Genomic DNA, 22,256 nt, shown 5'->3' on the forward strand with positions numbered 1-22,256 from the left:
GTAACGGCACTAACCCGGTGCTTAGCAACCGGGTTAGTTAACCGATAAAAAAACCTGCCGGCTGGCAGGTTTTTTATTGGCGGGCCTGAATTAATTACGCCGCTTTGGTCTTTTTGCTTTGTTGTTCATTTAGCGCATCAGCGCCATTGGGTTGCTGGGTCAGACTGTTATCAGCCGCCAGATACTCCGGCTCAAAGTCATCGACATTAATCACAAATAAACGGCCTTCTTCGGCAATGCGCAATTTAGCCGCTTCTTCCTGACTAATTACCCCAAGTTCCAGGCCTAAATCAGCAACTTCGTGTAACCGGTAGAACGGCAGACGCTTGTTTGCTGCTTTGCTGACTTTATCAAACAGCGGTTCGGCAGCCAGAATGTCCAGCAGAACCTGTTCTACCCGGCCTAACTGGTTGCCTGGCTCATTAGTCAGGTATAAATGCAGGCCTAAACGCGAACGCGCTTCACAGGGTGTTTGCATAATGCGGGCAACCTGATGCTCTACTTTATCAGACGCTTTACGCAGGGTCCGGCCCCATGGGAATACGATCTGTTTCAGTACAACACCCACTACGCGGTTAGGGAAGTTATCAAATAACTCGTCCAGCGCCAGCTGTGCTTTAGCCAGGTTGTCTTCACAGGCCCACTGTACCAGCGGTAGATCCTGAACCTGACGGCCTTCATCGTTAAAACGTTTTAACACTGCCGAGGTTAAGTACAGCATACTTAAAATATCACCCAGGCGGGCTGAAATCCGCTCGCGGCGTTTTAAATCACCACCCAGCGTCGCCATCGCCACGTCAGACATTAATGCCATGGCAGCACTGAAACGGTTCATTTGTTTATAATATTTCGCGGTAGCATCGTTATAGGGCGCATGGCTGAACATACCGCCGGTTAACGACAACCAGAACGTGCGGAAGAAGTTACTGATAGCAAACCCGATATGGCCAAATACCGCTTTATCAAAGGCCGTTACTGCTGCACCTTCATCTTCCAGCTGCGCGGCTTGTAATTCAGCCAGCACATAAGGATGACAGCGGATTGCACCCTGACCATAAATAATCATATTACGGGTTAAGATATTAGCGCCTTCAACGGTAATGGCTACCGGTGCACCCTGATAGCCGCGGGCCAGATAGTTATTCGGGCCCATACAAATGCCCTTACCACCGTGCACATCCATCGCATCGTTGATGGCAATCCGCATCCGCTCAGTCATATGATATTTGGTAATGGCCGAGATAACTGACGGCTTTTCACCTAAATCGATAGCGCCAACTGACATCGTGGTGGAGGCATCAGCCATATAGGCGTAACCACCAATCCGGGCCATGGCCTCTTCCACACCTTCCATTTTACCAATAGGCAGTTTGAACTGGCGGCGAATGCGGGCATAAGCGCCGGTTGCCATCGCCGCAGCTTTAATACCACCGGTGCTGTTAGAGGGCAGGGTAATGGCCCGGCCTACTGATAAACATTCAACCAGCATTTTCCAGCCCTGGCCAACCATCGGTGCACCACCGATGATGTAGTCCAGCGGGACAAATATATCGTCGCCCTGGGTCGGACCATTCTGGAATGGCACATTTAGCGGGAAATGCCGACGGCCAATTTTCACCCCCGGGGTATTGGCGGGAATTAACGCACAGGTAATACCCAGCTCTTCTTTATCACCCAGCAATTTTTCTGGGTCGTACAATTTAAAGGCTAAGCCTAAAACAGTCGCAATAGGTGCCAGCGTAATATAACGTTTGTTCCAGGTCAGGCGCATACCCAACACTTCTTTACCCTGCCACTCGCCTTTGCAGACAATACCAAAGTCGGGAATGGCACCGGCATCAGAGCCGGCTTCCGGGCTGGTTAAGGCAAAACAAGGCACGTCCAGGCCTTTGGCCAACCGCGGTAAATAATGGTTTTTCTGCTCGTCAGTGCCGTAGTGCTGCAGCAGCTCGCCCGGGCCTAGCGAATTAGGCACACCAACAATACTGGATAGCATCATGCTCTTACTGGTCAGTTTTTGCAGTACACATGACTGGGCATACGCTGAGAATTCCAGACCACCATATTTCTTGGCGATGATCATGGCAAAAAAGCCTTTGCTCTTCAGATAGTCATACACCTCTGGCGGCAAATCAGCACGCTCATGGGTACTGTGCCAGTCGTCGACCATGGCCAGCAGCTCTTCCACCGGGCCATCAAGGAAAGCCTGCTCTTCTGCGCTTAGCCGCGGCTTGGGAAAGTTATGCATTTTATGCCAGTCCGGGTTGCCGCGGAACAGATCTGCTTCCCACCAGGTGGTGCCGGCATCAATGGCTTCCTTTTCAGTGGTCGACATCTCCGGCATGATTTTGCGATAAATTGCTAAAACCGGTTTGGTAATGTATTGCTGGCGAACACTGGCAATATTTAAAGGTAACGCCACCGCTAAAAACACCAGCCAGGCAAAAAAGCCGGCGGTATCGGTAATACTGCCGACAACTAATAAGCCGGCAATGGCAGCGGTAAACATGGTTAAACTAGCGCGATAATACGCTAACACACCAATTGCCACGACGATGGCAAGCACTAAAAAAAACACATTCATTGTTAACTCCCAATAAGAGGTCAGACCACTAGTGGTTAAGCTTAGTTTGCTTTGATGAAACTTGCAAGCGATATCCGGCTTTTCTCTGCGCAATTCATTGCAAACTTTTGGCAACGATAATGTATACGCAGCAGCACCGCTGGCTGGCTCAGTCAGGTGTAATTACAATGGCTGGAAAAAAGACTAGCTAACAACGATTAACAGCGCCCCTGTTGAAACCATAAAAAGGGGGCGCTGTCTGGGTCAGAAAGGTTATTTACTGGGGGGAGAATTCAAGTTTATGTAATTGCACATCAAATTGCTCGACGTTATCTTCACCACGCCATAGACGTACCAACATATAGTCTAGCTCGGGCGCTACCCAGGCGTAAACTTGCTTTTCCGGATCGTCCATTCTGGCAATCCGTAACGTGCGCACTGTGCCATAGGGCAGGGCCAGTGGTTCTTCCATTACCACTTTGTAATGATAAGTTTTACTGTTGCCGTTACGGTTTAACACTTCGTAAAAAAACTCTGTTTTTCCGGCGCGTAAATCCAGCACCAGTTGCTGATGGTAACTAAGCGGATCCAGCCAGTCATCCTGCCAGCTGTCAGCTTTAAGTGCTCTTTCTTTGCCAACCGTCAGTTGTTTTTCGGTCGGATCTAAATGCAATTCATAGTGGCGACTGGGACCGGTACCCCGCCGTTTCATAATGTAGTCAAGCGGTTGGATCTGGTTATTATTTACAACAAATTCACTGGTTTCCTGCCGTTTATCACTGAAAATAAGCCAGCTGATGTCACTGCTGTAGCCCATTTGATAACGATCATCGCTGAATTTGAGGTAACGATTAGCTTCACCATGTTTCTTGCCGGCCCGGTATACCAGGTAATCAGCAGAGAATTGCCGAAACTGTGTTGCCGGATCAGTTGTTGGAGTATCAGAGGTAGTTTGAGCGTGAGTTAATCCGGATTGAGTAAGCAGGCTAGTGAAAAGCAATGACGCCAGCAGGCGCCATTTAAGATTCGTCCTCATCGTTCGCATATCCTTGTTCCGACAATAAATTATTATCTAACCATGCCTTATCGCCGCGCTGTTGTAAACGGTTTTGGCAGAACCAGCGGATAACCAGCGGATAAAGCTGATGTTCCTGCTCGTGTACTCTGGCCGCAACGGTTTTGGCATCGTCCCCGGGGAAAACCGGTACTTTTGCTTGTAAAATGACCGGCCCACCATCCAGTTGTTCTGTCACAAAATGCACGCTACAGCCATGTTCACTGTCGCCGGCATCAATTGCGCGCTGGTGAGTGTTTAATCCCTGATACTTCGGCAGCAAAGAAGGATGAATGTTCAATAATTTTCCGCTGTAGTGGCTGACAAAACCCGCGGTAAGGATCCGCATAAAGCCGGCAAGCACCACCAGATCGGGTTGGTAACTGTCAATCAGCTTTATTAACTCTTTATCGTAGGCATCGCGGCTGGCAAAATTTTTGTGGCTCAGCGCATGATTGGCGATACCGGCTTCAGCCGCCCGTTGTAAACCATAAACGGCTGTTTTATTGGAGATAACCGCCGTAACCCGACCAGCGATAAAACCGCTGGCACAGGCGTCAATTACAGCTTGCAGATTAGAACCGTTTCCTGAAATCAGTACAACTATAGATTTCATCGATAGTCCTATTCGTTAATAATTACAAGGTCTTCATCAGTAGCGGCACTCTGGATCTCGCCCAGATGCCAGGCCGTTTCACCTGCTGCCTGTAAGCTGGCTAATGCCGGCGCTAACTGCGCTGCGGGTACCACTAACAACATGCCCACGCCGCAGTTAAATGTACGGTACATTTCGTGTCGGCTGATATTGCCCTGTTGTTGTAACCAGTTAAAAATAGCCGGCCACTGCCAGCTGTTACCGTCGATTACGGCTTTGGTATCTGCAGGCAGCACCCGTGGGATATTTTCCCAGAAACCGCCACCGGTAATATGACATAAAGCATGTACCGGCATTTGTTTAATTAATGCCAGCAGATTTTTGACATAAATCCGGGTGGGTTCCAATAGATGGTCTGCCAGGCTTTTGCCTTCCAGCAACGTATCAGGTGACTGGCCACTGACTTCCAGCACTTTGCGGACCAGCGAAAAGCCGTTGGAATGCGGGCCTGATGATGCCAGCGCAATTAACTGATCGCCGGCTGCTACCTTACTGCCATCAATAATGTCAGCTTTTTCCACCACGCCTACGCAAAAACCGGCGATATCATAGTCGTCACCATGATACATACCCGGCATTTCAGCGGTTTCACCACCGACCAGGGCACAACCTGACTGCACACAGCCCTCTGCAATGCCCGCCACCACGGCTGAAGCCGTATCGACGTCAAGTTTGCCAGTGGCATAGTAATCAAGGAAAAACAGCGGTTCTGCGCCTTGCACTACTAAATCGTTAACACACATAGCCACTAAATCGATACCGACGCCATCATGACGTTTTAAATCCATTGCCAGCCGTAACTTGGTGCCTACACCGTCAGTGCCTGAAACCAGTACCGGCTCTTTGTAACCTGCCGGAATTTGACATAAGGCGCCAAAACCCCCTAAGCCTCCCATGACTTCCGGACGGGTGGTGCGTTTAACCGCGCCTTTAATCCGTTCTACCAGGGCGTTGCCGGCATCTATATCAACTCCGGCGTCTTTGTAGCTTAAAGATGTGTTGTGCTCGCTCACGGCTTTCCTCGATTGGCTTAGTTGGTTGGCAGAATCGGCGCGTATTTTACCTGCATAATGGCGCCGACAAAAGCTTTACTGCATGACATTTGCTGCAGCTTGTTTGACATAGTCAGCGACACTAATGGTATCGTCCTGGGTTATCTTATGGTAACACACTGATGCAAATGGAAATTCTTTGTCAGATAGCTGCACGGAAATATAGGGTGCTGCATTATCTGCGGTATTGCTGTGCCAGTTGCCACCATAATTATTAATGAAAACCTCACCGATGTAAGCGCCGATAATATTGCTCAGGGTAAAAATCAGCTCGGGCGAATGGCTTTGCTGTTGCTGACGCTGATGCAATGTTGCCAGCACGGTGTCCACATCCTGCAAGCTGGCCAGGCTGAAATCGAGCTGCAGCTGGTGCTGCTCGGCCATATAACCGACAGCATCTCTGGCGGACTCCTCCATCAATTTACTTATTTCATTCGTTTGCATAGCAATCCCTATTTAAGATGTTCAGCCAGAATCAGCTGGCGTAATTGTTTACTACCAGGCCCAAGTGTTTCTTCCTGCGGGGTTAATAGTGACATAGGTACCAGCCGCTCTGAGCTGTTATTAAGCTGGATTTGCACCAGATCACCCCTGGTCAGCGCCTCGGCGGCGGCAAAATCCGGTAACCAGCAAAAGCCGAGTCCAAGCTGCAGGATTTCAATAGCTTCATTAAAGTTATCTACGGTCCAGCGTTGCTCTGCTTTTAACCAACCGACATTTTCCATCGGTTTTTGCGCAGTATCCCGGATGACAATTTGCAAATACTGGCTAAGCTGGTTCTGCTCAAGCGTCGCCAGGCTCGCCAGCTCATGGGTCGCGCCTACAACCGGAATAAAACGGCTGACGTACAGAGGTTCGCCCAGATAGCCTTTTGGCATTACACCGGCAATAACCAGATCCGCCTTTTTCTGGACAATAACTTCACTGGTGCCGGTTAAAACGGTATCGATAATCTGCACCCGGCTACCGCGGCTTTGCGGATAAAACTTTTGTAAAGCACGATACAAATACTGTTTGGGGTAGGCGAGCTCTACTGCAATCCGGATTTCCGGCTCCCAGCCCTGTTCGATGTTATCGGCTAATAACTCGAGATCTTCAATTTGCTGGGTCAGCACCCGTGAGCGGCGCAGCATTACTTCACCGGCATCGGTAAGCTGGGCCTTACGGCCAATTACTTCCAGCAGTTCCACCCCTAACTGCGATTGCAGTTTTGCCACTGCATGATTCAGTGATGACTGGCTTTTATTCAGCAAATCGGCAGCCTGCGCGTAGCCACCGGCATCGACCACTGCCTGCAAAATGCGCCATTGTTCCAGAGTTGAGCGGGGGCGGTAGGGCATAGCGGGCAGGATCCTGTATCAATTAAACCGTGGCAGTGATCACCGTACGCAGCGGCGCGGGGTAACCTTCAATGGTTTTACTATGGTCAGTCGGGTCGAGAAAATCAATTAAACTTTCATTTTCCATCCACAGTGTTGCCCGTTGTTCTTTTAAACTTGTGGTATTTAAATCAACCACTTTCGGGTTTTTAAAGCCCAGCCTGCTTAACCAGTGGCACAATGCTTTGCTGCTTGGAATAAACCAGACATTCCGCATTTTGGCATAGCGTTCACCCGGCACTAAAACCTGGTGTTCGTCTCCTTCCACCACCAGCGTTTCCAGCACAAGTTCACCACCCGGCCGTAATTGGTGTTTTAACTGCTGCAGAAAATCAATGGGCGAACGCCGGTGATACAACACGCCCATCGAGAACACAGTATCAAACTGCGCCAGTGGCGGCATATCGTCAATTCCCAGCGGGATCAGGTGAACATCCGGGTCAGGGTTAAAATGTTTAATTGCCTGAAACTGGCTGTAAAACAGCTGCGACGGGTCAATGCCAACCACAAATTGGGCACCGGCACCCCGCATTCGCCATAAATGATAGCCACTGCCACAACCGACATCCAGCACAGTGCGCCCTGATAACGGGCTGATATGCGGCAATACCCGATCCCATTTGAAATCTGAGCGCCACTCAGTATCAATCTCGATGCCGTGAATGTTAAAAGGGCCTTTGCGCCAGGGTTTAAGTTGCTGTAGTAAATAGCGGATCCGTGCTGCTTCGCCGTCGCTGATATCTGCTGCGTCTCCGAATTGCACTGCGTTGCTAAGTTCAACCGTGCTGACACGGGTTGCAGGCAAGTTAGCAATCACTTTTTGCCATTGCTTAAAGTCACCGTGTAACGCATGTTTCTGCCAGTCAGCTAACTGGGCTGGCAGGGTTTGTAACCAGTTATGTAGCTTGTTGGTTGCTAATCTGGCATAAAAAGGGTTGAAATCGAGCATCATTTGTCCCTGTTCAAAGCGGCCGCCTTACTTAATCGCGAGCATTGAGCAAAAGTTAAAACACTGAAACCATAAGCTTTGCTCACCAAAACCAGCCTGTTGCAACCGTTGCTGGTGCTGCGCCAACGTATCGGGTTTCATTACATTTTCCAGCGCTGAACGTTTCTGGCTTATCTCCAGCTCGCTGTAACCATTGGCCCGTTTAAAATCAAGGTGTAAATCCACCAGCAATTGATTGGTGGTATCACTGTGGGCAATAAACTTTTCTGACAATATCAGTACGCCGCCGGGTTTTAAACCCTGATAAATAGTGCTGATCAGGGTATCCCGATGTTCCGGTGCCAGAAACTGTAAGGTAAAGTTGATCACCACCACCGCGGCATTTTCGATAGTAATATCCCGGATGTCTGCCAGCTCCAGACTGACCGGCACCTCAGAGCGAAACGCCAGTAAGTGGCGCTCACACCGTTCCAGCATGGCTTTACTGTTATCAACGGCTATCAGTTGTGCGCCATTGACACTGATATTACGGCGCATGGCTAAACTGGCGGTGCCAAGCGAGCACCCTAAGTCATAAAAATTACTGTTGGCTTGCTGATATCGCGCCGTTAACTTGCCAATCGTCTGAATAATTGTCTGATAGCCAGGGATTGAGCGCTCAATCATGTCAGGGAAGACTTCAGCTACCTGATCGTCAAACCGGAAATCCTGGATCTGAGCTAACGGCTCGGCATAAATATGGTCTTTGTGCATAAATTAAAACACCGGTGCTGCGCGGGAAGGGGTTAACAGCGCTGTAAAAATAAGGATAGTAGTTTACCTGATTTGTTGCGGTCAGCCAAAAACAAACTGCATGGTCGGGAATGGTATGAAAATAATGCGTTGGCAATGCACAACTGTGCTTAACTTGACCAATGCGAACAGTAAGGGTACAACAATATGATATTAACTATTAGTCTGAACACATGATCAGAAGATTCTTTTGTACTGCTGTATTGCTGTTGTGTTTTGTCATCTCTGAACGGGCAGTGTCCGCAGCTGCGTCGGCAACCCCTGAGACCTTAAAAGTAGCGCTTAGCAGCGATACCTACCCTTATATGTTTGTCGATGAACAAGGCCAGCCAAGCGGGCTGCTTGTCGATTACTGGCGCGAAATAGCCCGCCAGCACCAGTTTAATATTGAATTTGTGATGGCGCAGTGGCCAGAGACTGTGGCCCTGCTCGATGCTGGCCGTGTTGATCTGCATGGCGGGATGGCCTACACCGAACAGCGCGCAAAAGATTACAAGTTGCACCGCATCAATATCACGATTTACAGCAACGTGTTTGTCCACCGTGATTTGTTGCGGGTAGCGTCGCTGAAAGACTTGACGCCCTATGCCATAGGGGTGGTAGAAAACTCCAGTCATATTGCGACCCTTAACCAGCTACTACCCAATGCACTGTTGCGCCATTACCCAAATGTGAGTCGAATGTATGATGCGGCGTTAGCCGGCGAGCTGCGGGCGTTTGCTGCGCTGGACCGTTTACCCCCGCGCTATCCTGCTTTTCAGGATCTGAATAATCAGTTTCCGCTTTACAAAAAACTGCCGTTGCAAGCTATCGATCTGGTATTCGGTGTGCCGTTAAACTCACCACTCAATGAGTGGCTGGAGCAATCTACTGCCGCAGTGTCAGCCTCGACATTAAATGCCCTTGAGCGCAAATGGCTGGGGTTTAAAGTAGACAATGAGGATACATTGCTGCTGGGGTTATCAGTGCTTAATCAACCTTTTATGGACGTCACATCGCAGGGCGAAGCCAGTGGCTTGCTGGTTGACTTATGGCGGTTATGGTCTGACAAGACCGGCATCAGTATTGCCTTTGTGCCTGATAATTCTGAAGACAGCCTGGCCAGTTTGGCGAATCAGCGGATTGACGCTCATATTGGTTTTCCAGCTGCTGAGAATATGAGCCCGCAACTGGCTAAGGCTTACCATTTATATAGCCTTAGTGCCGCCTACTACAGGTTAAAAAACAGTGAGTTGCCACTGTTAGACCGCAATTATACTGGCAACATTGGTATTTATAATAATGCCAGCTATCTGGCTGAATTGCAGCAGCAATATCCCGCAGTCAGTTTTAAGCGTTATCCGTCACTGGAGTCATTAACCGAGGCAACAACCCAGGGAGAAATAGACGGGTTTTTCGGGGCGGAGGTGGTAGTTGAGAGCCGCCTTCCCCAGCTTAATCTGGCAAGTGATTTTGAGGTATTACCCGCCAGCCGCCTATTTGCGCCGCTGTATGCCCTGACACATGTTGACAATACCGTGCTGGCGGACACTATCAGGGCAGGCTTTAATCAGCTTTCATTGGCGGAACTGGTTAAAATTGAGAAGAAATGGATAAATTTACCTGAGCATAGCTATTACGCTGATTATATTAATAAAATACCGCTGACGCCTGACGAGCGAGACTGGTTGGCACAACATAAGCCATTACGGGTGGGAATTATCAGTAACTGGCCGCCGATGGAGTTTGTCGATGAAGCGGGCAATGTCGCCGGAGTAAGCCAGGAAATTCTGCAAATTTTAGCGAAGCGGCTGAATATTGAGTTTGAGCTTAAGCCCTACGAGCAATTTGAAGATATTCTTCAGGACTTAGAGCAGCGTAATTTAGATTTGGTGGCCAATATCTCACCAAAAGCGGATCGGGACGCTTTTGCCCGCTTTACTGAGCCTTTCTGGTCAGTCAAATGGGCGGTGATCGGTCATTTAAACAGCGAGAATATCACTTCAGCGTCTCAGCTTCGTGGTAAGCGGGTTGCTATTTTTCGTGATTATCAGCTGGCTAAAGATTTAACAGACCTTGTGCCCGGTACAGAGGTGACGACCATCACTGATTTAAGGGATGGTATCCGCTTGCTGCAGAATAACCGGGTTGATTTCGTGCTGGATTCGGTTGAAGCGGGCAGCCGGGCGTTAAAACAATCTAACGCGATTAATTTGAGGATGCAGTTAATTGACGATTTACCTGATTACCCATCATTGGTGGCGGTGCGTAGTGATTATCAGCCACTGGTGGCTATTTTAAATAAAGGGCTGCGTAGTATTGGTGACACTGAGCGGGAGCAGATTTATCAGCGCTGGTTTGATTTTGAAATAACTCAGGGAGTCGACCGCAAACGGCTGCATCAGATTATCTGGCAAGTGGTGGCTATTACCCTGGTATTTTTGATGGTGTTTGTGGTGTGGAATTTGTTTTTACGCCGTGAGGTTAACCTGCGCCGCGATGCCGAAGTCAAAATGCGCTACATGGCCACCCATGATGACTTAACGGGTTTACCCAACCGCAGCCTGCTGAAGGAGCGGATTGATCTGGCTCTGGAGCAACACGGCCGCCAGAATGAAATATTAGCCGTATTGTTTCTCGATCTTGATGGCTTTAAAGAGGTTAATGATCTGCATGGGCATGATGCTGGCGATGAGTTGTTGCTGAAACTGGCCGGTGTGCTGGAAACGTGTGTGCGTAAAAGTGACACAGTTGCCCGCTTTGGTGGTGATGAATTTGTCGTGTTGCTTACTGCACTGCTGCACCGGGATGACGCCGCCATTGTTGCAGAAAAAATTCTCTATCAGTTAAGCCAGCCATTACAGCTGTCATTTGGCAAAGTACAAGTGGGAGCCAGTATCGGTATTGCTATTTATCCGCACGACGCCACCACCAGCGGTGCATTATTAAAACAGGCAGACAAACAAATGTATCTGGCTAAACAACAGGGCAAGAATGGTTACAGTTTTACCGAACGAGAGTTTTCTTGAACGGGCAGTGACATTAAGGACTATTTCTATATAATTGGCGGTCATTTTACAGCGGCTGACCAAAGAGATAGAAGGAAGGGTTAATGCGTAGCCATTACTGCGGTTTTTTAACTGCCCAACATGCCGGGCAACAGGTTTCATTGTGTGGCTGGGTTAACCGGCGCCGGGATCTTGGTGGCGTTATTTTTATCGATTTGCGTGACAGGGAAGGCATGGTTCAGGTTATCTGTGACCCGGATTTGCCAGAACTGTTCGAGCTGGCATATACCTTACGCAACGAATTCTGTATTCAGATAACCGGTGAAGTCCGGTTGCGGCCGGCTACCCAAATTAATGCTGATATGGCGACTGGTGAAGTTGAAGTGTACGCCAGTGGCTTAACTATTTTAAATAAAGCTGCACCATTGCCACTTGATTTTAATCATGACAACAGTGAAGAGCAGCGCCTGAAGTACCGTTATCTGGATTTACGCCGGCCAGTGATGAGCGAGCGCCTGAAGTTCCGTGCCCGGGTCACCAGCTTTGTTCGTAATTTTATGGACAGCAACGGCTTCTTAGATGTCGAAACCCCCATTTTAACCAAAGCAACGCCGGAAGGCGCCCGGGATTATCTGGTGCCGAGCCGAACCCATAAAGGCCAGTTCTTTGCCCTGCCGCAATCTCCACAACTGTTTAAACAGTTGTTGATGATGTCTGGCCTGGATCGTTACTATCAGATTGTAAAATGCTTTCGTGATGAAGATTTGCGGGCCGATCGCCAGCCGGAATTTACCCAGATCGATATAGAAACCTCATTTATGACTGCAGAGCAAGTCATGGCGGTAACTGAACAAATGGTCCGTCAGTTGTTTATCCAGCAACTTGACGTTGACCTTGGCGAGTTTCCGCAAATGACCTTCCATGAAGCAATGCGCTTGTATGGCTCTGATAAACCGGATTTACGCAACCCGATGCAGTTTGTTGACATTGCTGACCTGGTAAAAGATGTTGAGTTTAAGGTGTTTTCCGGGCCTGCAAATGATCCGAAAGGCCGGGTTGTCGCGCTGAAGGTGCCGGCGGGTGCTGACAAAGTATCGCGTAAGGATATTGACAACTACACCAGTTTTGTTGGCATTTATGGTGCTAAAGGCCTGGCCTGGATGAAAGTCAATAATCGCAGTGCTGGTATTGACGGCGTGCAATCGCCGGTGGCCAAATTTTTATCTGCCGAAATTGTCAGCAATATCCTTCAACGTACCGGTGCAGCTGATGGCGACATGATTTTCTTCGGTGCTGACAGCTACAAAGTGGTGTGTGAGGCAATGGGGGCATTACGTCTGAAACTGGGGGAAGACCTGGGGCTGACGGTGCCAGGCTGGAAACCACTATGGGTAGTTGATTTCCCGATGTTTGAAGAGAATGACGATGGCAGTCATACTGCGGTGCATCATCCGTTTACTTCACCATTAGATACTAACGCGTTTTTAACTACCCCGGTTGAGCAGCTGGACCATACTAATTTATTATCAAATGCTTATGATATGGTGCTAAATGGTACTGAGTTGGGCGGCGGCTCAGTGCGTATTCACAGTGCTGAGGTGCAGGCAAAAGTATTCAAATTACTGGGCATCAGCGATGAGGAAGCAACAGAGAAGTTTGGTTTCCTGCTGGAAGCACTGAAATTCGGTACTCCGCCTCATGCCGGTTTGGCATTTGGCTTAGACCGGTTGGTAATGTTAATGACCGGTGCTACCTCAATTCGGGATGTGATGGCGTTTCCTAAAACAGCAACTGCGGCCTGTCCATTGACCGATGCACCGGGCGAAGCCAATCCTGCTCAGCTGGCAGAGCTCAGTATCCAGGTTGTCAAAAAACAATAATTCGCCAACAGTTGTAAACCTGCGGCAACACACAGTTGCCGCAGCATTTTGCCTTAAGCGAGGAGTTAAATATGGCCGGCCATAGTAAATGGGCGAACATGAAGCATCGAAAAGCCCGCCAGGATGCCAAAAAAAGTAAAATTTTCACCAAAATTATCCGGGAGTTAACCGTTTCAGCCCGCAGTAATCCGGATATCAGCGCCAATCCGCGGTTACGGTTGGCTGTCGACAAAGCCCTGTCTGAAAACATGACCCGTGACACCATTGACCGGGCAATTAAACGCGGCGCCGGTGCTACTGAAGGCGAAAATTACGAAGAACTGGTGTATGAGGGCTATGGCCCGAATGGTGTCGCTATTATTGTTGAAACCATGACCGACAATAATAAAAGAACGGTTGCAGATGTGCGCAATGCCTTTACCAAAAATGGGGGCAACCTCGGTACATCCGGCTCTGTTGCCTACTTATTTGCCCGACGTGGCGTGCTGTTGTTTGCCCCTGGGGTGGATGAAGATGCACTGCTTGAGGCAGCGCTGGAAGCTGGTGCTGAAGATGTGCAAAACCATGATGATGGCAGTATTGAAGTGTTTACCAGTCCGGAGCAATACAACGATATCAAAGACAGCTTAACGGCCGCAGGTTTCACGGCCGACAATGCTGAGATAGATATGATCCCATCCATCCGGGCACAGATAGATGCCGACAACGTCGGTCGCTTTTTTAAGCTGATTGATATGCTGGAAGATTCCGATGATGTGCAGAATGTCTATCACAATGCTGAGATCAGTGACGAGCTGCTTGGCGAGCATGGCTAACGGTGAATATTATTCTGGGCATTGACCCCGGTAGCCGCCTGACGGGTTATGGCGTGGTGCGCCAGCAAGGTAACAAGTTTGTCTATCTGGCCAGCGGCTGTATTCGGTTGGGTACTGATGAGCTGTCAGAGCGGTTATTGCGTATTTTTAACGGTATTTCAGAAATCATTAGCCAAACCCAGCCAACGGTGTTTGCCATTGAACAGGTGTTCATGGCTCGTAATCCTGACTCTGCACTCAAACTGGGGCAGGCCCGGGGCGCGGCTATCGTCGCAGCAAAGCATGCCGGGCTCGAGGTGTTTGAGTATTCAGCACGCCAGGTAAAACAGGCGGTGGTCGGTACCGGCGCTGCCGACAAAGCCCAGGTACAGCATATGGTACGCTCATTATTACAGCTAAGTGCCAGCCCGCAGGCCGACGCTGCTGATGCGCTTGCAGTGGCGTTATGTCACGGGCATACTCAGCAAAGTTTAGTGGCATTGGCGGGGCAGGCCAGTAAAACCGTGCGTCGCCGCCTGCGGTGAACCGCCCTCGTAAGTTACTACTTAATAAACTTAGAAGAAGAATCGGCTGATGATTGGACGTTTGCAAGGTGTATTACTGGAAAAACAGGCGCCTGATATCTTACTTGATGTGGCAGGCGTTGGTTACGAGGTGCAGTTACCGCTAACCAGCTTTTATCAACTGCCGGAGCCGGGCAGTCAGGCTACTATCTATACCCATTTTGTGGTGCGGGAAGATGCGCAGTTGTTGTATGGCTTTATTACCAGCACCGAACGCAGTTTATTCCGCCAGTTAATTAAAGCTAATGGCGTCGGGCCGAAGCTGGCGCTGACTATTTTATCCGGCATGACTGCCCAGCAGTTTGTCCATTGCGTATTGCATGATGAGATCACCACCCTGGTTAAGTTGCCCGGTGTCGGTAAGAAAACCGCGGAGCGATTAGTAATTGAAATGCGCGACCGTTTAAAAGATTGGGGGCAAGCCATACCCCGGTAACAGATAAACTAACGCTGGCTGGTGAGGACGCAATATTTGCGCCGCCCGCCAGTGCAGAACAAGATGCCTTAGGGGCCTTGCTGGCGCTGGGTTACAGTCAAGCGCAGGCCAGCAAAGCAGTGAAGTTAGTTAAACGCGCCGATATGAGCAGCGAACAGCTGATCATGGCTGCTCTTAAAAGTATGATATAGCCAAGATGATTGAAGCCGATCGTATGATCCAGGGCAACGCGACCCGTGAAGATGAAGTAATAGACCGGGCTATCCGGCCGAAAACCCTGGCCGACTATACCGGGCAGCAACATGTTCGGGAACAAATGGCCATTTTTATCGAAGCGGCACGTGGCCGGGGTGATCCGCTCGATCACTTACTGATTTTCGGGCCGCCCGGCCTGGGTAAAACCACCTTGGCAATGATTGTCGCCAACGAAATGGGTGTGAATATTAAAAGCACTTCCGGGCCTGTATTGGAGAAAGCCGGGGATTTGGCGGCTCTGCTAACTAATCTTGAACAGAATGATGTGCTGTTTATTGACGAGATCCACCGCTTAAGCCCGGTTGTTGAAGAAATATTGTATCCGGCGATGGAAGATTATCAGCTGGACATTATGATAGGCGAGGGCCCTGCTGCCCGCTCTATCAAGCTGGAGTTACCTCCCTTTACCCTGATTGGTGCCACCACCCGCGCCGGGGCATTAACTTCACCGCTGCGCGATCGCTTTGGCATCGTCCAGCGGCTGGAATTTTATAAAGTGGATGAGCTAAGCGATATTATTCAGCGCTCGGCGTTATATCTTAATTTACAGTTAGACAAAGCAGCGGCAACCGAAATAGCCAGGCGCTCGCGCGGTACGCCCCGTATTGCCAACCGACTGCTGCGCCGGGTACGGGATTACGCCCAGGTTAAGTCTGACGGTACGGTGTCAGTTGCGATTGCCGGTCAGGCTTTGCAAATGGTGGATGTGGATGCCGAAGGTTTCGACTATATGGACCGCAAGCTTATTCTGGCCATTATTGATAAGTTTATGGGCGGCCCGGTAGGCTTGGATAATTTGGCGGCCGCGATCGGCGAAGAAAAAGAAACCATTGAAGATGTAATTGAGCCGTTTTTAATTCAACAAGGCTTTATACAGCGCACGCCAAGAGGCCGCATTGCCTCACCTCGCGCCTATCAGCACTTCGGCTTCGACTTACCAAAATCAGACTAAATTATCGCATCGCATTCGCTAATTAGCTGGAGTGCCAAATAGGACACATCGTATTCGCTAACGAGTCGGTGCTGCAGCTAGGCGGCAAATGAGCGAGGCCCCATGAGCATAGTTACCTATGCGATTGGTGGCGAGGGAGTGAAGCCAACAACGCTGGAGTGCCAACTAGGACGCGAATAAAAAAAAAGCCCGCTCAGGGAGCGGGCAAAGCAACAAGTTGAAGGAGTGCTTCAATAAATCCAGGGAACATGCTTAACAGCAGCAAAACTAATCTTAGCTATCAGTCATACTGCTAAGTGAACTTTACTAAACAAGGTAACCCTCTTACCTTGTCTTTGCGCTAGCTCAGAACACAGGGCGTATAGTAATGAGTTCGAGTAATTACTTCAAACGAGAAAAATTAGCGCGCAGACATTAAAATAACTAATGCGATAACGAAATGGTGTTGTTGCATATTTAATCAGTTAGTTCTCTTTGATTTAAAGCACGCCTTTATTCATCTGTGATTAAGTTTAGATGTGGATGATAGCTCGGATTACTTTTTTGTGGTTAGAGTATCTTTTGTATTGGCAAAGCCGACCTGATGAACGATTGAACTTCAGCAGGGCATCAGGGTCTGCATTTTGAACACTATGCAAGGGGGCGCTGCAAATAAATATAATTGCAGTGGAGCAGGGTTAGCCATTGAGTTTGGCTATCCGGCTAATTATCATACGCAGCAACATAAGATGTGATTATCAATGCCAGAGAAAAGCTTCGAATTCCCAATACGGGTATATTATGAAGATACCGATGCCGGTGGCATCGTTTATTATGCCAATTATCTGAAATTCTTTGAAAGAGCCCGCACCGAATGGTTACGGGCCCTGGGTATTGAGCAGGATATATTGTTGTCAAATAATATCGCCTTTGTTGTTACTCAGGTTTTAATGAACAACAAAAAAGCGCGGGTTTTAATGAATTATTGACGGTATCGAGTCAAATCAGTACCTTAAAGTCAGCGAGTATCATTTTTACTCAGCAAATTTATAATGCTTCGGCCCAGTTAATTTGTCAGGCTGAAATAAAAGTCGCCTGTATCGACAAGCAGGCCATGAAAGCCCGGCCCATGCCGGCCGAAATAGCAGAGGTGTTAACGCGTGTCAGGTGAAATCTCCATTCTTCATTTATTACTCGATGCCAGTATTGTGGTACAGGCGGTCATGCTTATTTTGGTTGGTATGTCGGTTGCCTCCTGGAGCATGATTTTTAAACGCAAGAAAGTCCTGAAAGAAGCCCTGACTGATGCCAAAAAGTTTGAAGATAAATTCTGGTCCGGGGTCGATTTGTCGAAGCTTTATGCTGAAGTGAGTGCCCGCCAGAGTAATATCGGCCTGGAAGCGCTGTTCAAAGCCGGATTCAAGGAATTTGCCAGGTTGCACAAAAGCAGCCGGCAGCAACCAGCGGCCGTTATGGAAGGTGCGCAGCGGGCCATGCGGGTTGGTTTGTCGCGGGAAGTCGAACGGCTGGAAACCAATTTACCTTTTCTGGCCACCGTTGGCTCTATCAGCCCATACATTGGTTTGTTTGGTACCGTGTGGGGTATTATGAATTCATTTATCGCACTGGGTGCGGTACAGCAAGCCACACTGGCTATGGTGGCACCGGGTATTGCCGAAGCACTTATTGCTACGGCAATCGGTTTGTTTGCTGCTATTCCTGCAGTAATTGCTTATAACAAGTTTTCACATCAGGTTGAGTTGCTGGAAAGTAGTTACGTAAACTTTGTTGAAGAGTTTTCTAACATTCTGCATCGCCAGGCTGTAAACAGCATCGAGGCGGCATGATGTACGTCCGGAAGAAACGGCGGATGATGGCCGAAATAAACGTCGTACCCTACATTGATGTTATGCTGGTGCTGCTGGTTATTTTTATGGTGACTACCCCGCTTATTACTCAGGGCGTAAAGGTTGAGTTACCCAAATCGGCGGCTGAGCCTATCGCCCAGATGACGGAAGGCAAAACACCACTGGTGGCTACAGTAGACAGTGATGGCCTGTATTATTTTGAGAAAGACGGTAATCAGCAAGGCCCGTTTACGGCTGCCGAGCTGCAGGTGGAAGTTGCCAGCTGGCTGACTATAGAGCCCGGTACTCAGGTCATTGTAAAAGGGGATAAAGCGGTAAGCTACGAAGCTGTAATTCGCCTGATTAACGTTTTGAAAAATGCCGGTGCGCCGGCCGTAGGTTTAATGACTGATAATGAAGTTTAATAAGCTTAAACCAGCACTGACAACGCCATTGGCAAAATCAGTAACCTTGCATGTTGCTATTTTGCTGCTGTTGATTTTTGGCGCCAATATCAGTTTTAAACGTAAAACGGTTGAACTGTCTGTTAGTACTGAACAGGCAGTAGAAAGTAACCCGGCCCCGGTCGAAGCGGTGGCCATTGACCGCAAACAGTTGGAGCAGCGGGTTGCTGAAATTCAGAAAAACCGTGATGACGCCAAAAAAGCAGAGGAAGATCGGATTGCCGCGTTAGAACGCAGAGCTAAGCAGGCTGAGCGTAACCGTGCTGCAGAAGAAGAGCGGTTAAAACGCGTTGCTGAGCAGAAGCGCCAGGCAGACGAAGCAGCACGTAAATCCAAGGCTGCAGCTGCAGAGGCGCAAAAGCAGCAGCAGGCAGAAGCAGCGAAAGCTAAGCAGGCCGAAGACGCCCGCAAAGCCCGCGAGGCAGAGCAGAAAAAAGCAGAAGCCGATGCCAAAGCAGCTGAAGAGCGGCGGCGTTTAGCCGCAGAGGCTGAAGCTAAGGAACAAGCTGAGCGGGAGCGCAAAGCACGCGAAGCCAGAGAGCAGGCTGAACGTGAGCGACAGCTCCAGGAACAAATGGCAAAAGAAGCTGAAGCGAGGCGTCAGGCCCGGGCTCAGCAAGCCGTTACAGAAGTGCAGCGCTACACGGCGATGATCCGTGATGCCATTCAGCGTAATTTATTGGTAGATGAGAACATGCGCGGTAAAACGGCCCGGATAAATATCAGGCTGGCAAGCAGTGGTTTTGTGACAGACGTGCGTTATGTCAGTGGTGACCGTCAGGTAGCAGACGCCGCCATTCGAGCAGTGAATCGGGCAGGAACCTTGCCGGTTTCTACTGATCCTGATGTTTATAATCAACTGAAAGATATAACTTTAACGGTGGCACCAGAATTTTGATGATGACTAATTTACTTAAAAAGACCCTTATCCTGATAATCTTGTTGTTGCCAGCGCTGGCCCGCGCATCGCTGGAAATTGTTATTACCGAAGGTATCGATTCTGCCAGGCCAGTAGCCATTCTGCCATTCAGTTTTAATGGCACCACAAGGCCCAGTGAAAACCTGGCAGAGATTGTGTCTGCTGATTTAATGCGCAGCGGAAAGTTTAGCCCGTTAGCGAGTATAAAGATGCCGCAGCGGCCAGCCAGGGCCAGCGAAATAGATTTTGAAGCCTGGGCCAGAGAGGGTGTTGAAGCCATTGTCATGGGCCAGATCAATGAAATTGGAATAGATCGCTATACTGTAAGTTTTGAGCTGATCGATGTGTTAAAAGGCAACAGTGGCCCCAGCTCGCAAATGCTTAATGCCGGCAAACTGGTGACCAGCAATGAACACGTACTTGATAGCCGCGAAACCACTATTAACGGCAGCCAGTTCCGTCAATATGCCCACCGGATCAGTGACATCGTATATGAGAAGCTGACCGGGGAGCGCGGCGCTTTCTTAACAAAAATTGCTTATGTGCTGGTGCGGCCGGACAATGAATTCCCTTATCAGCTAGTGGTAGCTGATTATGACGGGGTTAATGAACAAATTTTATTACGCTCGAAAGAGCCGTTAATGTCACCGAGCTGGTCACCGGATGGTACTAAGCTGGCGTATGTTACTTTTGAACGTCGGCAGGCGCAGATTTTTATTCAGGATATATACAGTGGCCGTCGCACGGTGGTTAGCACCTTCCCAGGTATTAACGGTGCACCGGTCTGGTCGCCTGATGGCGAAAACCTGGCGTTAGTGTTGTCCAGAGACGGCAACCCTGAAATTTACACCTTAAATATTGCCAGCAAAGCCTTAGATCGGGTTACGAATCATCGTGCTATCGATACAGAGCCAAGCTGGTCACCTGATGGCAAGGAGCTGGTGTTCAGTTCGGACAGAGGTGGCAATCCCCAGCTATATAGCGTAAATTTAACAACAGGCACCACCAGACGGTTGACTTTTGAAGGTGAGATGAACCTGGCGGGCGCCTATACGCCTGATGGCAGCACTATCGTGATGGTGAACCGGACTCAGGGCCAGTATCATATTGCAAAAATGGATCGGCAAAGTCGTTTCCTGCAGGTACTGACTAAAACGAATCTGGACGAGTCGCCCAGCGTTGCGCCAAACGGTTCAATGATAATTTACAGCACTATGCATGGTTCGTCGCAGGTGCTGGCACTGGTTTCTATGGATGGACGCTTTAAAGCCCGACTGCCGGCGATAGATGGACAGGTTAAATCGCCAGCCTGGTCACCTTTTTTATAAAACAAAAACGTGGTTAACTTACTAAGGACAACAAAATGAACTTAAACAAAGTGTTAAAGGCTTTATTAATCGCAGTACCTGTGATGACATTAGCCGCCTGTAGCTCAACGTCATCAACTTCTGCTGACGATGCCCGCACCTCAGAAGCTGCTGAGCAGGTCACCGACACGGTACAGGTTGAAACGGCAGAGCCAGTAGTCAGCCCTGCTGAGCAAATGCGCCAGAAGCTGGAAGCATTACGCCAGGAAAATACCATTTATTTCGATTTCGACCGGGCTACTGTTCGTCCAGAGTTCGTTGAAGTATTGGAAGCGCACGGTACCTTTTTACGTGCCAACCCAAGCGTCCGTGTGACCATTGAAGGCCACTCAGATGAGCGCGGTACGCCAGAGTACAACATTGCGTTAGGCGAGCGTCGTGCTCAGGCAGTGGTATCTTACTTACAAAACCTGGGTGTTTCTGCCGGTCAGCTATCTACCGTTAGCTACGGTGAAGAGAAGCCAGTTGACAGATCACGCACTGAAACGGGTTTTGCTAAAAACCGCCGTGCAGTATTGGTGTACTAATAAATAATAATGAATAAGAGTGATCATGACAGTAAATAAAACACTGTGGGTTGCTCTGTCCTTAGTGAGTAGCGGTGCCTGGGCTAACCCGGCACCGGTTACTGAGCTGGGCAGAAATATCACGCCAAACCAGCAACTGGCCACCCCAGGCTCAGGTACGCTGGAGCAACGTCTGGCCACTTTGGAACGGGTAGTTGAAGCCCGGGCTCAGGGGCAGATCCAAATGCAGCAGCAATTAAACTTATTGCTGGATGAAGTCAGTCAGTTACGGGGGGTTACGGAAACTCATACCTATCAACTGGATGAAATGCTGCAACGCCAACGAGACTTATATCAGGAAATTGATCGCAGGGTAGGAGCGTTACAAAACAGTACTGCCGTCCAACCGGCTATTTCCAGTAACGATAATAACGTGCCAACTGTTTCTTATTCCTCGAATATGTCAGAAAACGATGCTTACGATAAAGCCGTTAACATGGTGTTGAAGGATCGGCGCTATGACGCTGCTATCCCGGAATTTGAAGCCTTTTTACAGAATTACCCTGACTCCGGCTATGCGCCCAATGCGCATTACTGGCTGGGCCAGCTGTTGTTTAATAATAATGACCTGGCAAAAGCCAAAACCCACTTTGAGCGGGTGGTTACAAATTTCGAAACGTCCAATAAAGTACCTGATGCCTTGTTAAAGCTGGGGCAGGTGGCCGAGCGGGAAAATAACAAAGATGCCGCGTTGCGGTTCTACCGACAATTAACCCGGGACCATGCGTCGGCAACGTCCGCACGTTTAGCGCAGGAACGAATAGACGCCCTTAAGTAAGCCC

The 22,256-nt window shown here is 49.2% G+C and carries 22 protein-coding genes; 14 read left to right on the forward strand and 8 right to left on the reverse strand.

The window, feature by feature from the left end:
* Positions 1-94: 94 nt before the first annotated feature.
* From fadE to cmoA, 8 genes are all read right to left on the reverse strand, one after another.
* Positions 95-2,584, reverse strand: coding sequence for an acyl-CoA dehydrogenase FadE (gene fadE / locus KG631_RS16880; RefSeq protein WP_214000818.1), 2,490 nt, complete (start codon positions 2,582-2,584; stop codon positions 95-97).
* 256 nt (positions 2,585-2,840) lie between these two features.
* Positions 2,841-3,599: a DUF3108 domain-containing protein gene (locus KG631_RS16885; protein WP_214000819.1), complete on the reverse strand. Its 759-nt coding sequence runs from the start codon at positions 3,597-3,599 to the stop codon at positions 2,841-2,843.
* Positions 3,583-4,233, reverse strand: a complete 651-nt coding sequence (gene purN, locus KG631_RS16890) for a phosphoribosylglycinamide formyltransferase (RefSeq protein ID WP_214000820.1) — start codon at positions 4,231-4,233, stop codon at positions 3,583-3,585. The genes KG631_RS16885 and purN overlap by 17 nt, the downstream gene beginning before the upstream one ends.
* Before the next feature lie 8 nt (positions 4,234-4,241).
* A complete protein-coding gene (gene purM, locus KG631_RS16895; protein ID WP_214000821.1) occupies positions 4,242-5,285 on the reverse strand; it encodes a phosphoribosylformylglycinamidine cyclo-ligase in 1,044 nt (347 codons plus the stop codon).
* A gap of 75 nt (positions 5,286-5,360) precedes the next feature.
* Complete coding sequence (locus KG631_RS16900) at positions 5,361-5,768, reverse strand: hypothetical protein (protein ID WP_214000822.1); 408 nt, start codon at positions 5,766-5,768, stop codon at positions 5,361-5,363.
* 8 nt (positions 5,769-5,776) lie between these two features.
* Positions 5,777-6,664: a LysR family transcriptional regulator gene (locus KG631_RS16905; protein WP_214000823.1), complete on the reverse strand. Its 888-nt coding sequence runs from the start codon at positions 6,662-6,664 to the stop codon at positions 5,777-5,779.
* 22 nt (positions 6,665-6,686) lie between these two features.
* Positions 6,687-7,652, reverse strand: coding sequence for a tRNA 5-methoxyuridine(34)/uridine 5-oxyacetic acid(34) synthase CmoB (gene cmoB, locus KG631_RS16910; RefSeq protein ID WP_214000824.1), 966 nt, complete (start codon positions 7,650-7,652; stop codon positions 6,687-6,689).
* A gap of 27 nt (positions 7,653-7,679) precedes the next feature.
* On the reverse strand, positions 7,680-8,405 hold the full coding sequence (gene cmoA / locus KG631_RS16915; protein WP_214000825.1) for a carboxy-S-adenosyl-L-methionine synthase CmoA: 726 nt from the start codon (positions 8,403-8,405) through the stop codon (positions 7,680-7,682).
* Positions 8,406-8,617: 212 nt separating this feature from the next.
* Between cmoA and KG631_RS16920 the strand changes: the two genes are divergently transcribed.
* From KG631_RS16920 to ybgF, 14 genes are all read left to right on the forward strand, one after another.
* Positions 8,618-11,452: a transporter substrate-binding domain-containing protein gene (locus tag KG631_RS16920; RefSeq protein WP_214000826.1), complete on the forward strand. Its 2,835-nt coding sequence runs from the start codon at positions 8,618-8,620 to the stop codon at positions 11,450-11,452.
* A gap of 83 nt (positions 11,453-11,535) precedes the next feature.
* Positions 11,536-13,311, forward strand: a complete 1,776-nt coding sequence (gene aspS, locus KG631_RS16925; protein ID WP_214000827.1) for an aspartate--tRNA ligase — start codon at positions 11,536-11,538, stop codon at positions 13,309-13,311.
* A 71-nt stretch (positions 13,312-13,382) separates the two neighbouring features.
* On the forward strand, positions 13,383-14,126 hold the full coding sequence (locus KG631_RS16930; RefSeq protein WP_214000828.1) for a YebC/PmpR family DNA-binding transcriptional regulator: 744 nt from the start codon (positions 13,383-13,385) through the stop codon (positions 14,124-14,126).
* A gap of 2 nt (positions 14,127-14,128) precedes the next feature.
* Positions 14,129-14,650, forward strand: coding sequence for a crossover junction endodeoxyribonuclease RuvC (ruvC, locus tag KG631_RS16935; protein WP_214000829.1), 522 nt, complete (start codon positions 14,129-14,131; stop codon positions 14,648-14,650).
* A gap of 49 nt (positions 14,651-14,699) precedes the next feature.
* Complete coding sequence (ruvA, locus tag KG631_RS16940; protein ID WP_301003951.1) at positions 14,700-15,125, forward strand: Holliday junction branch migration protein RuvA; 426 nt, start codon at positions 14,700-14,702, stop codon at positions 15,123-15,125.
* Positions 15,101-15,316 (forward strand): hypothetical protein, encoded by a 216-nt coding sequence (locus KG631_RS19125; RefSeq protein WP_301003952.1) that lies wholly within the window; start codon positions 15,101-15,103, stop codon positions 15,314-15,316. The genes ruvA and KG631_RS19125 overlap by 25 nt, the downstream gene beginning before the upstream one ends.
* 5 nt (positions 15,317-15,321) lie before the next feature.
* Positions 15,322-16,332 (forward strand): Holliday junction branch migration DNA helicase RuvB, encoded by a 1,011-nt coding sequence (ruvB, locus tag KG631_RS16945; RefSeq protein WP_214000830.1) that lies wholly within the window; start codon positions 15,322-15,324, stop codon positions 16,330-16,332.
* Between the two features lie 740 nt (positions 16,333-17,072).
* Positions 17,073-17,300, forward strand: a complete 228-nt coding sequence (locus tag KG631_RS19130; protein WP_301003954.1) for a YbgC/FadM family acyl-CoA thioesterase — start codon at positions 17,073-17,075, stop codon at positions 17,298-17,300.
* Between the two features lie 171 nt (positions 17,301-17,471).
* Positions 17,472-18,158, forward strand: a complete 687-nt coding sequence (gene tolQ / locus KG631_RS16955; RefSeq protein WP_365869322.1) for a protein TolQ — start codon at positions 17,472-17,474, stop codon at positions 18,156-18,158.
* Complete coding sequence (tolR, locus tag KG631_RS16960; RefSeq protein WP_365869324.1) at positions 18,155-18,583, forward strand: protein TolR; 429 nt, start codon at positions 18,155-18,157, stop codon at positions 18,581-18,583. The genes tolQ and tolR overlap by 4 nt, the downstream gene beginning before the upstream one ends.
* The gene (tolA, locus tag KG631_RS16965; protein ID WP_214000831.1) at positions 18,573-19,520 is read left to right on the forward strand and encodes a cell envelope integrity protein TolA; all 948 of its coding nucleotides are present in this window, start codon (positions 18,573-18,575) and stop codon (positions 19,518-19,520) included. Before tolR ends, tolA begins: the two co-directional genes overlap by 11 nt.
* Complete coding sequence (gene tolB / locus KG631_RS16970; RefSeq protein WP_301003955.1) at positions 19,520-20,869, forward strand: Tol-Pal system beta propeller repeat protein TolB; 1,350 nt, start codon at positions 19,520-19,522, stop codon at positions 20,867-20,869. Before tolA ends, tolB begins: the two co-directional genes overlap by 1 nt.
* A gap of 35 nt (positions 20,870-20,904) precedes the next feature.
* Entirely contained in the window at positions 20,905-21,435 is a 531-nt protein-coding gene (gene pal, locus KG631_RS16975; protein ID WP_214000832.1) for a peptidoglycan-associated lipoprotein Pal, read from the forward strand.
* Positions 21,436-21,460: 25 nt separating this feature from the next.
* Positions 21,461-22,252, forward strand: coding sequence for a tol-pal system protein YbgF (gene ybgF / locus KG631_RS16980; RefSeq protein WP_214000833.1), 792 nt, complete (start codon positions 21,461-21,463; stop codon positions 22,250-22,252).
* Positions 22,253-22,256: the final 4 nt, after the last annotated feature.

It is taken from the genome of Arsukibacterium sp., assembly GCF_018402695.1.
GTDB lineage: Bacteria > Pseudomonadota > Gammaproteobacteria > Enterobacterales > Alteromonadaceae > Alishewanella.